This window comes from Polynucleobacter sp. JS-Polo-80-F4 (assembly GCF_018881965.1).
Taxonomy (GTDB): domain Bacteria; phylum Pseudomonadota; class Gammaproteobacteria; order Burkholderiales; family Burkholderiaceae; genus Polynucleobacter.
This window is the reverse complement of the sequence record NZ_JACVPI010000001.1, coordinates 368,424-380,663: the sequence shown is the minus strand read 5'-3', so window position 1 is coordinate 380,663 and position 12,240 is coordinate 368,424. Positions and strand designations below refer to the sequence as shown.

14 protein-coding genes are annotated in these 12,240 nt (G+C 45.1%); 11 read left to right on the top strand and 3 right to left on the bottom strand.

What is annotated here, in order from left to right:
* Positions 1-5: 5 nt before the first annotated feature.
* The 9 genes from ICN20_RS01860 to ICN20_RS01820 all read left to right on the top strand — a co-directional run bounded on the left by ICN20_RS01860 (position 6) and on the right by ICN20_RS01820 (position 7,996).
* Positions 6-2,447, top strand: a complete 2,442-nt coding sequence (locus tag ICN20_RS01860; RefSeq protein ID WP_255534612.1) for a heavy metal translocating P-type ATPase — start codon at positions 6-8, stop codon at positions 2,445-2,447.
* A gap of 9 nt (positions 2,448-2,456) precedes the next feature.
* A complete protein-coding gene (gene ccoS / locus ICN20_RS01855; RefSeq protein ID WP_216237845.1) occupies positions 2,457-2,612 on the top strand; it encodes a cbb3-type cytochrome oxidase assembly protein CcoS in 156 nt (51 codons plus the stop codon).
* 189 nt (positions 2,613-2,801) lie between these two features.
* Positions 2,802-4,241: a cytochrome-c oxidase, cbb3-type subunit I gene (gene ccoN, locus ICN20_RS01850; protein ID WP_216237844.1), complete on the top strand. Its 1,440-nt coding sequence runs from the start codon at positions 2,802-2,804 to the stop codon at positions 4,239-4,241.
* 12 nt (positions 4,242-4,253) lie between these two features.
* Positions 4,254-4,904: a cytochrome-c oxidase, cbb3-type subunit II gene (ccoO, locus tag ICN20_RS01845; protein ID WP_216237843.1), complete on the top strand. Its 651-nt coding sequence runs from the start codon at positions 4,254-4,256 to the stop codon at positions 4,902-4,904.
* Positions 4,905-4,938: 34 nt separating this feature from the next.
* Positions 4,939-5,106, top strand: coding sequence for a cbb3-type cytochrome c oxidase subunit 3 (locus tag ICN20_RS01840; protein WP_216237842.1), 168 nt, complete (start codon positions 4,939-4,941; stop codon positions 5,104-5,106).
* On the top strand, positions 5,103-6,029 hold the full coding sequence (gene ccoP / locus ICN20_RS01835) for a cytochrome-c oxidase, cbb3-type subunit III (protein WP_216237841.1): 927 nt from the start codon (positions 5,103-5,105) through the stop codon (positions 6,027-6,029). The genes ICN20_RS01840 and ccoP overlap by 4 nt, the downstream gene beginning before the upstream one ends.
* Positions 6,030-6,041: 12 nt before the next feature.
* Positions 6,042-7,499: a cytochrome c oxidase accessory protein CcoG gene (ccoG, locus tag ICN20_RS01830; RefSeq protein WP_216237840.1), complete on the top strand. Its 1,458-nt coding sequence runs from the start codon at positions 6,042-6,044 to the stop codon at positions 7,497-7,499.
* A 24-nt stretch (positions 7,500-7,523) separates the two neighbouring features.
* Positions 7,524-7,739 (top strand): FixH family protein, encoded by a 216-nt coding sequence (locus ICN20_RS01825; RefSeq protein ID WP_216237839.1) that lies wholly within the window; start codon positions 7,524-7,526, stop codon positions 7,737-7,739.
* Entirely contained in the window at positions 7,736-7,996 is a 261-nt protein-coding gene (locus tag ICN20_RS01820) for a hypothetical protein (RefSeq protein WP_216237838.1), read from the top strand. Before ICN20_RS01825 ends, ICN20_RS01820 begins: the two co-directional genes overlap by 4 nt.
* On the opposite strand, the gene fnr is transcribed toward ICN20_RS01820, so the two are convergent.
* The gene (gene fnr, locus ICN20_RS01815) at positions 7,993-8,763 is read right to left on the bottom strand and encodes a fumarate/nitrate reduction transcriptional regulator Fnr (RefSeq protein WP_216237837.1); all 771 of its coding nucleotides are present in this window, start codon (positions 8,761-8,763) and stop codon (positions 7,993-7,995) included. The two genes, ICN20_RS01820 and fnr, sit on opposite strands and share 4 nt — an antisense overlap.
* 76 nt (positions 8,764-8,839) lie before the next feature.
* Here fnr and ICN20_RS01810 point away from each other — a divergent pair, with 76 nt between their 5' ends.
* Positions 8,840-9,559: a sulfite exporter TauE/SafE family protein gene (locus tag ICN20_RS01810; RefSeq protein WP_216237836.1), complete on the top strand. Its 720-nt coding sequence runs from the start codon at positions 8,840-8,842 to the stop codon at positions 9,557-9,559.
* Between the two features lie 16 nt (positions 9,560-9,575).
* On the opposite strand, the gene ICN20_RS01805 is transcribed toward ICN20_RS01810, so the two are convergent.
* Both ICN20_RS01805 and ICN20_RS01800 read right to left on the bottom strand, forming a co-directional pair.
* On the bottom strand, positions 9,576-11,201 hold the full coding sequence (locus ICN20_RS01805) for a SulP family inorganic anion transporter (RefSeq protein WP_216237835.1): 1,626 nt from the start codon (positions 11,199-11,201) through the stop codon (positions 9,576-9,578).
* Positions 11,202-11,254: 53 nt separating this feature from the next.
* The gene (locus ICN20_RS01800) at positions 11,255-11,656 is read right to left on the bottom strand and encodes a DUF2177 family protein (RefSeq protein WP_216237834.1); all 402 of its coding nucleotides are present in this window, start codon (positions 11,654-11,656) and stop codon (positions 11,255-11,257) included.
* A gap of 86 nt (positions 11,657-11,742) precedes the next feature.
* On the opposite strand from ICN20_RS01800, the gene ICN20_RS01795 reads away from it, so the two are divergent.
* Entirely contained in the window at positions 11,743-12,183 is a 441-nt protein-coding gene (locus ICN20_RS01795) for a universal stress protein (RefSeq protein ID WP_216237833.1), read from the top strand.
* The last annotated feature ends 57 nt before the right edge of the window (positions 12,184-12,240 follow it).

Sequence of the window (12,240 nt, the reverse complement as noted above, 5' to 3'; positions counted from 1 at the left end):
ATTAGATGAATCAGATGAATCAGAAACATGCTTTGGTTTGCTATCACTGTGCAAGCCAGATTCTTCCTGGTGAATTAATCGAGGCAGAATTAGGGGGTGAGCCCCGAGCATTTTGTTGTCCAGGCTGTATGGCGATTGCGCAAACGATTCATGGCGAAGGTCTAGAAGTTTTTTATGCCAGACGTTCTCAGTCTGGCGAAAAACCTGCTGCTTATCTGGCTAACAATGAGATTCCGGAAAAACTCAAGCCGTACGACGATCCTTCATTGAGAGGTCGCTTTACTCGCCCCTATGGAGACATAGGCGATCTTCAGACAACACTACGCTTAGAGAAAATTCGTTGTGCTGCTTGCGTTTGGTTGTGTGAGCAACACTTGCGTCGTAATGCCGGCGTTCAGGATGTGCAAATTAATTACGTTACGCAAAAAGTGATGGTGCGTTTTTCACCGGATAAAACGAGCCTAGCAAGGTTGCTTTTTGAAATTGAGCGAATTGGTTATGAAGCTTGGCCATTTGAGCCTTCTCAATCTTTAGACAGGGCAAAAAAAGAACGACGTAGCCTTCTTCTGCGTCTTGGCGTAGCGATGCTAGGCATGATGCAGGTCATGATGTATGCATGGCCCACCTATGTTGGTGCTGACATCACCCCTGAGTTTGAGATTCTTCTGGGTTGGACTAGTTGGGCTTTGACAGTACCGGTGATGGTCTATTCGGCAGGGCCAATATTCCAAGCAGCCTGGCATAGCATCCAATCATTCAAGCAAACCCATATGTTGGGTATGGATGTGCCTATTGCACTGGCCTTGGCCCTAGCATTTACAGCAGGCACCATTAATTTAGTCACCGGTGCAGGCCATAGCTATTTTGATTCTATAACCATGTTTGTTGCCTTTATCTTGGCGGCAAGATATGTCGAGTTATTGGCAAGGCAAGATGCGCAGGGTGGGGCTGAGGCCTTAGCAAAGCAATTGCCTGCAACGTGTGAGCGTGCTTTGAATTACCCAGCATCACAAGAGATTGAAGTGGTTCCAGTTGTTAATTGCCATCCCGGCGAGGTATTGCGCGTTTCCCCTGGTGAGGTATTGCCGGCGGATGGTGTCTTGATTGAAAACCCCAGTGCTTTAGATGAATCTTTGTTAACTGGCGAATCCAAACCCGTTGAGAAAAAGATTGGTGATCGCGTATACGCCGGAACCCATAATATTCTCAATCCATTGTTCATGAGAATCGAGGCGGTAGGACAGTCAACGCGTATTGCGGGTATTGCTTCTTTGTTGGATCAGGCATTACTTGCTAAGCCGGTGATGATCAGTCTTGCAGAAAAGTGGACAGCTTATTTTGTAGCATTCTTATTGCTTGGAGCATTTGTTTCTTCAGCTACATGGTTGTACTTTGACCCTAGTCGAGCCTGGACTGTTTTAGTTTCTGTTTTGGTTGCCAGCTGTCCTTGTGCTTTATCTCTAGCGGTACCTACCGCAATGGCAGCTGCCCAAGGTGCTGTAACTAAATTGGGTTTACTCATCGTGCGTGGTCATGTGATGGAGGGCTTGGTTAAAGCTACCGACTTAGTGCTAGATAAAACTGGCACCTTAACCATGGGCCAACCAGAGTTACAAGAGATTATTCATTTACGTGCGGGCTATCGCAGTGAAGATGCATTAGCTTTAGCTGCAGCCATGGAGGCTGGTCAAAGACATCCCCTTGCGCTTTCTTTGATACGTGCTGCCGAACTTCAGAAATTATCTCTACCTGTATTAGTTGACCCAGTGATTAATCAGCTAGGAAAAGGCTTGAGTTCGGGCGCTTATCGTCTGGGAAGCGCTTTGTGGGTGGACGTAGAGCAGGGTGCCCAACTTGGTCAATACGGTCAAGTGCATTTAGCCGATGCTCAAGGTTTGATTGCTAGCTTTGTTTTCTTAGATACACCCAGACCTGGTTTGGAACAATTTTTAAAAGTAGTGAAGTCTAGAAATATTACTGTGCATTTAGTTTCTGGGGATGATCGTGCCACCGTTGCATGGTGGGCCGAGCATGTCGGTATCGATCACTATCAAGGCGGGTGTACTCCTGAAGATAAGTACGACTATATCGAGCGCTTGCAAAAAGAAAATCGTTTTGTCTGGGCAATTGGCGATGGTGTTAATGACGCACCTTTACTTGCTCGTGCTGATATCTCGATTGCGGTTGGTGCCGGTGCACCATTAGCTGCAGCAGGGGCTGATGCAATTCTGACTGCTATCTCGCTAGAGTCCCTGGCCAAAACTTTGCAGTTGGCTGATAAGACTCAAATCATTATTAAAGAAAATCTGTGGTGGGCCTTAGCCTACAACTTGATAGCTATTCCCGCTGCAATGATGGGTTTGGTGAATCCTTGGATTGCCGGAATTGGAATGTCACTTTCCTCGCTAGCTGTAACTTTAAATGCTTGGCGTTTGCGAAAAGCTTAGACTATAGGGATGGAAAGTTTATTTCTGCTCATCCCTTTATCGCTGGTTCTGGTAGGCCTTTTAGTCTGGATTTTGCGCTGGTCCATTAAAAGTGGGCAGTTTGACGATTTAGATGGTCCAGGTCATGCCATTTTGATGGATGATGACACCCCAGAGCCTAAATAAGTTAGTGATTACTATCTAAAAAGTCCATATCTATCTTGGATTTAGGATTTCTACACAGAATCTGATGGGGCGGCCTGAATATGCCCCACCCTTTTTGATATAGATCAAACCGCCTCTCCGTCCTTACTTTGATAATCAATCCAGTCTATTTGGATTATGTCGCTGTTTGGTCACAAAAAAGGAGAAACCATGGGACTTACCGTGGGGAGTAATCAAGATACCTTCAATTACAAGGTTGTCAGCCAATTTGCCATCGTTACTGTGCTTTGGGGAATTGTCGGCATGCTCGTGGGAGTTATCCTCGCAGCCCAGCTGATCTGGCCTGAAATCACTTTTAATATTCCTTGGTTGAGCTATGGTCGTTTGCGTCCTTTGCATACCAATGCGGTGATTTTTGCTTTTGGCGGATCTGCGCTATTTGCGACTTCCTACTACATTGTGCAGCGCACATGTCAAGCACGTTTATTTTGTGACAAGCTAGCAGCCTTTACCTTTTGGGGTTGGCAAGCAGTAATTGTTTTGGCGGCTGTGACTTTGCCATTAGGCATCTCAACTTCTAAAGAGTACGCCGAGCTAGAGTGGCCAATCGATTTGTTGATTACTGTAGTTTGGGTAGCTTATGCAGTGGTGTTCTTCGGAACCATCATGAAGCGTAAAACGAAACATATTTATGTTTCTAATTGGTTCTTTGGCGCATATATTCTGACAATTGCCATTCTGCATATTTTCAATAACTTGGAAATGCCTGCATCAATGTGGAAGTCTTACTCTGCATACGCTGGTGTGCAAGATGCGATGGTGCAGTGGTGGTATGGCCATAACGCAGTAGGCTTCTTCTTGACTACTAGCTTCTTAGGCATGATGTACTACTTCATTCCAAAGCAAGCTGAGCGCCCAATTTATTCATATCGTTTGTCTATTGTTCACTTCTGGGCTTTGAACTTTACTTATATGTGGGCGGGGCCTCACCACTTGCAACACACTTCATTGCCAGACTGGACTCAGTCCTTGGGAACTGTATTTTCTTTAATCTTGTTAGCGCCTTCATGGGGCGGCATGATCAACGGCATCATGACTTTGTCTGGCGCTTGGTACAAGCTGCGTCGTGACCCAATCTTGAAATTCTTGGTAGTGGCATTGTCCTTCTACGGTATGTCTACCTTTGAAGGTTCAATGATGTCCATTAAGACAGTGAATAGCTTGTCTCACTACACTGACTGGACCATTGGACACGTTCACTCTGGCGCTTTGGGTTGGGTTGCCATGATTACTATTGGCTCTCTCTATTACTTGATCCCACGTTTGGTCGGTCAAAAAGAGATGTACAGCACTAAGTGGATCGAGTTGCATTTCTGGATTGCTACTATCGGCGTTGTTTTGTATATCGCTGCAATGTGGATTGCCGGTGTAATGCAAGGTTTAATGTGGAGAGCATTTGAGCCAGATGGTACTTTGACCTACAGTTTCGTTGAGTCCGTTAAAGCAACATTCCCTTTCTATGTAATTCGTTTGTTGGGTGGCTTGTGCTACCTGAGCGGCATGTTCTTGATGGCGTATAACGTCTTCAAAACCGTGCAAGGCAAAACTTTTGTAAACGCGCCTATTCCAATGGCCGTTGCTGAACATTAAAAGGAGAAGAAAATGTCTAGCGAAAATAAATTCTTTTCCCACGGAACGCTTGAGAAAAACGTTGGCTGGTTAATTATTGCAACGATCGTAGTTGTGTCGATTGCAGGTTTGGTTCAAATCGTTCCACTCTTTTTCCAACACACTACGACTGAACCTAGTCCTGGCGTTGTTCCATACACAGCTTTGCGTTTAGCTGGTCGCGATATCTATCAGCGCGAAGGATGTGTTGGCTGTCATTCACAACAGATTCGTACACTACGTTCTGAAGTGGAGCGTTATGGCCCTTACTCTTTAGCTGGTGAGTCTGTTTTTGATCATCCATTTCTCTGGGGTAGTAAGCGTACCGGTCCAGATTTGGCTCGCGTAGGTGCACGTTATTCAGATGATTGGCATCGTATCCACTTGCGTAATCCGCGCGATGTGGTTCCTGAGTCAAATATGCCTGCTTATCCTTGGTTACAGAAAAATGCGGCTGATGCCTCTTCAATTCAATCGCACATGGTTGCGATGACTCGCTTAGGTGTTCCTTATACCGAGGAAATGATTGCAAATGCACCTAAAGAGTTGGAAGGAAAAACCGAAGAAGATGCTTTGATTGCATATCTACAAGGTTTAGGTGTTAACCGTCGCTACATCATTGTTGATGAAGTTGTTGCCAAGTAAAGGCTAGGATTTTAATTAGAACGATATAAATCAAATGGAACAGATTACACCTTATCTCTCAGCTTTTTCTACAGTAATTGGGCTTCTTTTCTTTGTGGGAATTGTTTTGTGGGCGTGGTCTCCTGGTAGAAAGCAAGCGAATCAGGAATCAGCAGAACTTCCATTTGATCTTCCGGATGAATTTAGTAAGGACAAATCATGAGTGACTTTTTTAGCAGCGGTTGGAGCGCCTATATCGCCTTAGTTTCATTGGTAGGTATTGTTTGGTGTATTTGGCTGTTATTTTCACAGCGTAAAGCTAAGGTAGTACATACGGCTGATGGGGCGGTTGCAGATACTGGCCACGTTTGGGACGGTGATTTGCGTGAGCTAAATAATCCACTGCCACGCTGGTGGATGTGGATGTTCTTGTTGTCATGCATCTTTGGATTAGTTTATTTGGTCTTATTTCCTGGCCTTGGATCATTCCCTGGCGTATTGGGATACAGTACAGATGGCTCGCTCATGAAATCCATGACAACTGCTAATGACGAGCTAAAGCCCGTCTATGCAAAATACGTCACGATGGACATTGAGCAAGTTGCCGCTGATCCAAAAGCACGTGAAATGGGTCAACGTTTATTCTTGAACTCTTGCGCGCAATGTCATGGCTCTGATGCTGGTGGCGCTAAGGGCTTCCCGAATTTAACTGATGGCGACTGGCTATACGGCGGCTCACCAGAAAATATCAAAGCTACTATCGTTAATGGTCGTGGCGGCGTGATGCCTCCATTCCCACAGCTAGATAGCAATCAAATTGTGGATGTTGCCAACTATGTACGTAGCCTCTCAGGTTTGCCAGTCGATGAAGCTAAAGCTGCTCGTGGAGCACAAGTATTCCAAGCAAACTGTGTAGCCTGCCATGGTCCGGATGCCAAAGGCAATATCGCTTTAGGTGCACCAAATCTAACTGATAAAGTTTGGTTATATGGTGGTTCTGAGGCAACTATTGTTGAGACTGTAACCAAAGGTCGTATGGCAATGATGCCTGCTCAAGATAAGGTGTTGAGCCCTGAGAAAATTCATTTACTAACTGCCTATGTATGGGGCTTGTCTAACAACAAGCAGCCAGCAGCAGCTAAGTAAGTAAAGTATTTAGTGTCAGATCGTTCGCCGGGTGGGAAGCCTATTCCGATAGAGGTTATCGAGGAGTCTCTTTATGAGGTCCGGCGAAAGATTTATCCGCGTTCAGTATCAGGGCTTTTTGCCCGCTGGCGCTTCATCTTGGTATTTGCAACCCAGTTACTATTTTATGGGTTGCCATGGGTGAGCTGGAATGGTCGTCAGGCTGTTCTCTTTGATTTAATTCAGCGTAAGTTCTATATTTTTGGCCTAGTGCTTTGGCCACAAGACGTGATTTATCTCACGCTCTTATTAATTCTTTCTGCGTTAGCCTTGTTTCTCTTTACGGCGGTTGCAGGGCGCTTGTTTTGCGGTTATGCCTGTCCTCAAACGGTTTATACCGAGATCTTTATGTGGATCGAGCGTAAGGTCGAGGGTGACCGCTTTGCGCGTATTCGTTTGGATGGTGAGGAGTGGCCTTGGGGCTTCCGTAAATGGCGCTTAAAGATTACTAAGCATTTCCTTTGGTTGTTGATTGCTTTCTGGACTGGCTTCACCTTTATTGGCTATTTCACCCCAATCGAAACTTTAGGCACATCGTTAATCCATCTCTCTCTTGGGCCATGGCAAACCTTCTGGCTCTGCTTCTATAGTTTTGCCACTTGGGGTAACGCTGGCTTTATGCGTGAGCAAGTTTGTAAATACATGTGCCCGTATGCACGCTTCCAAAGCGTCATGGTCGATAAAGATACCTTCTTGGTGACTTACGACAAAGTACGTGGCGAACCCAGGGGTAGTCGCAGTAAATCTGCAGACCAAGCTTCTTTAGGTTTAGGCGATTGCGTTGATTGCAGCATTTGTGTTCAGGTTTGTCCTACTGGCATTGATATTCGTGATGGTTTGCAATATATGTGTATTGGTTGTGGCGCCTGTATTGATGCATGCGATCAAGTGATGGAGAAGGTGGATTATCCAAAGGGATTGATTCGCTATACAACAGAGCGTGCAATTGAAGACAAGGAATCAAATCAAAGCGCGATTCGTCATATTCTGCGTCCGCGCGTATTAATTTACACAGCTTTCATCACGGTTTTGACCTCGGCCTTTCTTGTTTCCTTGGCAACACGTAACCCCTTAAGAGTGGATGTCATGCGTGATCGTGGTGCTTTGGCCCGTGAGGTTGAGGGCGTCCGTATCGAGAATATTTATCGCATTCAGATCATGAATGCTTCTGAGCATCCAATGAAGGTGCAAGTAAAGGCGACCGGCCTAGATGATTTAAAGATTCTGAATTCACAGGGCAGAGAAATTCAAGAAATAGAAGTTGCGCCAGCAAGTAATCAGTTATTCCCAATTAAGGTTAGCACTACTATGGGTCAAAATGAATCTGGAAATTACCCCATTCATTTTGATGTAGTCGCTCAGGAAATGTCTGGAAATGAGATGATTATTAGAACGCGCGATGAAAAATCCACTTTTATTATTCCCCGTTAAGTTAAAGCAATGGAGAGGAAGCATATGACAGAAGAGCAAACTACTAAACCTTGGTTTAAGCAGTTATGGCCATGGTTATTAATCAGCGGTCCTGCTGTTGCAATGATTGGTTGCATCATCACTATTTACTTAGCAGTAAATTTATATGCCGATAAACCATTACGCGAAGGTCTAGTGAAGCAGGGCTTGAAGGTGGAGCAGCTGAAAGACGCACAATCAGATGCGCAGGCGCAAAAATGAAGTACCGCCTGCTGATCTGGATATTGTGGCCTTCCTTTTTGGTGGCTGGCATGGCAGAGGGCTTGTTGTTTACGGTGATTCATCCGCAAGATCTTTTATTCTTTGGACATCATCCGGATATTTCCGATGAGGGGATCTATACCATTGGATTCTTTGTGATTTGGATCTTTTGCGCCGCTTCCAGTGCGCTTACCGCTTATATCCTGCCTGGTATTGAAGCGCCCGATAGTAAAGAAATCGACCGCGGTTTACTTTAAGCGTGTTTTACGGGGATGTCTGCGCTGACGCAGGTAGATCTATCTGGATTGGGGATGCCGGCTAGTTCGTATAAGCCATTCATGTCAATCAGTTTGATGTGACGTTGTTTGATTTGAATAAGACCTGATTCGGCGAAGCGTGAAAGCATGCGACTAACAGTTTCAATTTGAATGCCGAGATAGCTGCCAATATCGTTTCGGCTCATGCGTAGATCAAATTCATTATTGAGATAGCCGCGGGCTGCTAAGCGCTGTGAAAGACTCAATAGAAAAGCTGCCAATCTTTCTTCTGCGCGCATTGTGCCAAGAGAAAGTAGATGACGCTGATCTTGAGTCAATTCGCGACTCATGATTTTATGAAACTGATTTTGTAGAACCGGGATCTGGCGTGCTAGATCTTCAAAGGCTTCGTAACGAATGATGCAAACTTCGCTTTCTTCAAGGGCGATTGCATCAGACTGATAATGGCCTTCACCAATGCCATCGAGACCTAAAATCTCGCCAGGAATATGAAAGCCGATCACTTGTTGTCGACCATCTTGCAGGCTAAATTCTGTTTTGAGGGTACCAAAGCGAACGCTGTATACGGAGCTGAGTGGGTCACCATGACGATAGAGACTTTCGCCTTTTTGTAAGTGAACGCGTTCTTTTACAAGGGTATCAATTTTTGAAACTTCACTACTATTGAGGCCGACCGGAAGGCAAAATTGACCCAGTACGCAGACTGAGCATTTGCTGGCTGGGCTATCGGTAGGTTTGTAATTCATATTTGAGCTTGTCTATAAGGGGAGTTTATTCTATTAATATGCAAATTAGCGCTTTCACCTACTTTTTACCAATTTCATGCTGACAACTAGTCTGCTACTGGCTGTATTTCTGGGCGCCCTAATTAGCGGCTGGCACTGCGCTTTGATGTGCGGTGGCATAGCGGCTGCCATTGAGCGGCCTGTAAGCCTGGAGACCCCTTTACGGCGTAAATCTGAGCTGTTTTACCTGCAGTTGATTATGCATTTAGGGCGCGTAACGACTTATGTCTTATTGGGTGCTTTAGCTGCTGCTGTAGGGGTTGTGGTTTGGCAACAAAGCATCATTCCTATTCAGCGACCCCTATTTGCACTGACCTCCTTAATCTTGATCTTCATGGGTATTCGCTTACTGAGAATAGGTAAGTCAGAGGGATTACTTGGGGGTAAATGGCTAAGCTCCAAAATTGCGGCTTACTGGGCTAAGTACTTAGGTCGTATGGCCAGCGGCCCCTCGCGTTGGTTTAGTGGCATGTTGTGGGGTTTGGTGCCTTGCGGATTGGTTTATAGCGTTTTACCACTCGCATTTTTATCTGGTGATGTACTTACCGGTGCAGCTCTGATGTTGGCATTTGGTTTGGGTACATTACCTAACTTATTGTTGATCTCTAAATTTTCTGCGGCACTCACACAGTTTGGACAATATCTTTGGGTGCGTTATTTGGCGGCCTCGCTACTATTCATTGCGGGTGGGTTTGGTTTGTATCGAGCCTGGGTATTGCCTGAAGCTTTGCTAAAAGGCGGCTTCTGTATTTCTTAAGCCACACAATCCGCTCTTAAGTTAATGCCGCTTCTATTCCTGAGGTGAGATCTGGATATAAAGAGTCTTGCGCTAGCGAAGAAATAAAGTCACTTCGCTCTGCCATCTCTAAGGGTTGATGAGCCAAACCACAAACGATTAACCGAATGTTGCGAATCTTACATAGATGCGCAAGCTCCATGATCGTATCCATGCCCGATGTATCAATATAGATCACATTCTTTAAATCGAGTAAGAGTGTTTGGGATGGAAGGTTTGCCTCAATCTTTTCTAGCAGCTTTACTGCTCCAAAAAAGATGGCACCATGAATGCGGTAGGCATCAATTCTGCCATGCTGATTGCTCAGTCCTGGGTAATCACTAGCAAGAGCAGGTTCACAACGCGATAGGCTGGAGATGCGATAAATAAAGGTAATAAAGGCGAGCAGTAAACCTACTTCTACTGCGATAGTCAAATCCAAAACAACAGTAAGAATAAAGACGCTCAAGATAGTGACGCGATATGGCAGACGGAACTGTTTGAGTTCAATAAACTTTTTCCACTCACCCATATTCCAGGCTACATACATCAAGATTGCAGCCAGGCTAGCTAAGGGAATATTTTTAGCGAGTGGCGCTGCAAACAAGACAATGATCAGTAAGGTGACCGCATGCACGAGGCCTGCTATTGGCGTTGACGCTCCACTTTCTACATTAGTCACTGTGCGAGCAATCGTGCCGGTTGCAGGCATGCCACCAAAAAATGGAACTGTGAAATTGGCAATCCCTTGAGCCATGAGCTCTTGATTGGATTCATGACGATCATGAATAAGGCCATCAGCAATGCGTGCGCAAAGTAAGGATTCTATTGCGCCTAATAAGGCAAGCGTTAAGGCTGGCGCAACCATATATTGAGCGCTATCCCAGCTCACCGGAATCCATGTAAAAGAAGGCAGTCCGGATGGGATGCCACCAAAACGACTGCCGATAGTATCTATAGGCAAGTTGAGCACGCTGGTAATGATTGTTGCTAGCACCATAGCGATCACTGTGCCGGGTAGGTGGGATAGCCAGCCTAGACGACTCTGAAATAATTTCCAGAGAACTAATAAGGCTACAGTGCCACAAGCTATGCCAAGTGCAATAGGGTTGTAGGTGTCAGCCGCCAAGTAGAGCGTATGAACGGATTGAAAAAACTGAGCCGGCATTTTTTCAATCTGGAGACCAAAGAAATCTTTGATTTGGGATAAGCCAATCAATAAGGCAATGCCGTTAGTAAAACCAATAATGACTGCGATCGGAATAAAGCGAACGAGTGTTCCAAGTCGGAATACTCCCATCAGAAATAAAAATACTCCTGACATGGCTGTTGCTAGCAATAAATTGGGGACACCATAGCGCTCGACAATGCCGTAGACAATAACAATGAAGGCTCCGGCTGGCCCACCAATTTGAACGCGGCTACCACCGAGCAGGGAAATCAGGCCACCAGCAATGATGGCGGTGAAGATGCCTGCTTCGGGCTTTAGTCCGCTAGCAATAGCAAAGGCCATCGCCAAGGGAAGGGCTACAACACCAACTGTTAGCCCTGCAAAAACATCCTTTGTGAAAAGGGTGCGGTTATAGCCTGCAAAAGAGTCTAGTAGCCGAGGACGAAAAAACATTGTTTTTGTTGTGTCTTAAAAATGCAAGAGATGTTTATTCGCGAGAAGCTTATTCAAGAGATGCGGCTGCCAACCCAGTAGGCAAAGCTAGCGCACAAAGCCGTAACAAAGCTACCCCAGGCAATATCAATGAATGCTAATTGCGTTGGAAAGTTTCTGACAACCGCCAGGTTAGTGAGGTCATAGGTCATGTAACAAAATAGACCAAACAAGGCTCCATATTGCAGTGCATATATCCATGACTGTTTTGAAAGCGCTGGAACAATCACAAAGATACAGACGCCTAGTGCATATAGGAGGTAGAACGCTAGTCCAGCAAGCAGTTTGGGTTCACTGGCCATCAAGTCACCCATCTCATTGCGATAGAGGTTTTTTGCGACACCCAGAAGCCATACCAAATCGATTGCGATTAGGGCAACTAAAAATGAGAGGTAAATAGCAAAATTCTTGAGCAATTAAGTTACCTTTATTCTTTTATAGACTAATAATAAGCATTATGATGGAAAGAGTAGATTAGTAGTTCAATTTAAGAGGAGTCAATATGTTTAAGCATTTATTAGTACCGGTAGACGGTTCAGATGTCAGCAAAAAATCCTTGAAGAAAGTCGCTGCACTTGCTAAGGCTGACGGTGCTGCGGTAACTTTAGTCTATGTTTCTGATCCAACGCCTCCGATGGTTTATTCAGATAGCACTATGGGCTATGGAATTTCGAAGAAACAGCATACAGAAGCTTGCCAAGCTTATGCAGCGGACGTATTTAAGAAGTCGATAACTGCTTTGGGGCTTGGCGCCAAAGTGAAAAGTCTTCACATTGAAAATAGCAATCTATCCGAAGGCATTTTGGCTGGTGCTAAAAAAGCAAAAGCGGATGTGATCGTAATGGCATCCCATAAGCGTACTGGTATTAAAGGTATTTTGTTGGGTAGCGAGACTCATGAAGTGATCGTCCATTCAACATTGCCAGTTTTAGTCCTGGGTTAATTTAATCAGCGCTAAACAAAAAGGGTCCGATTGGACCCTTTTTTATTTCAACTCAAT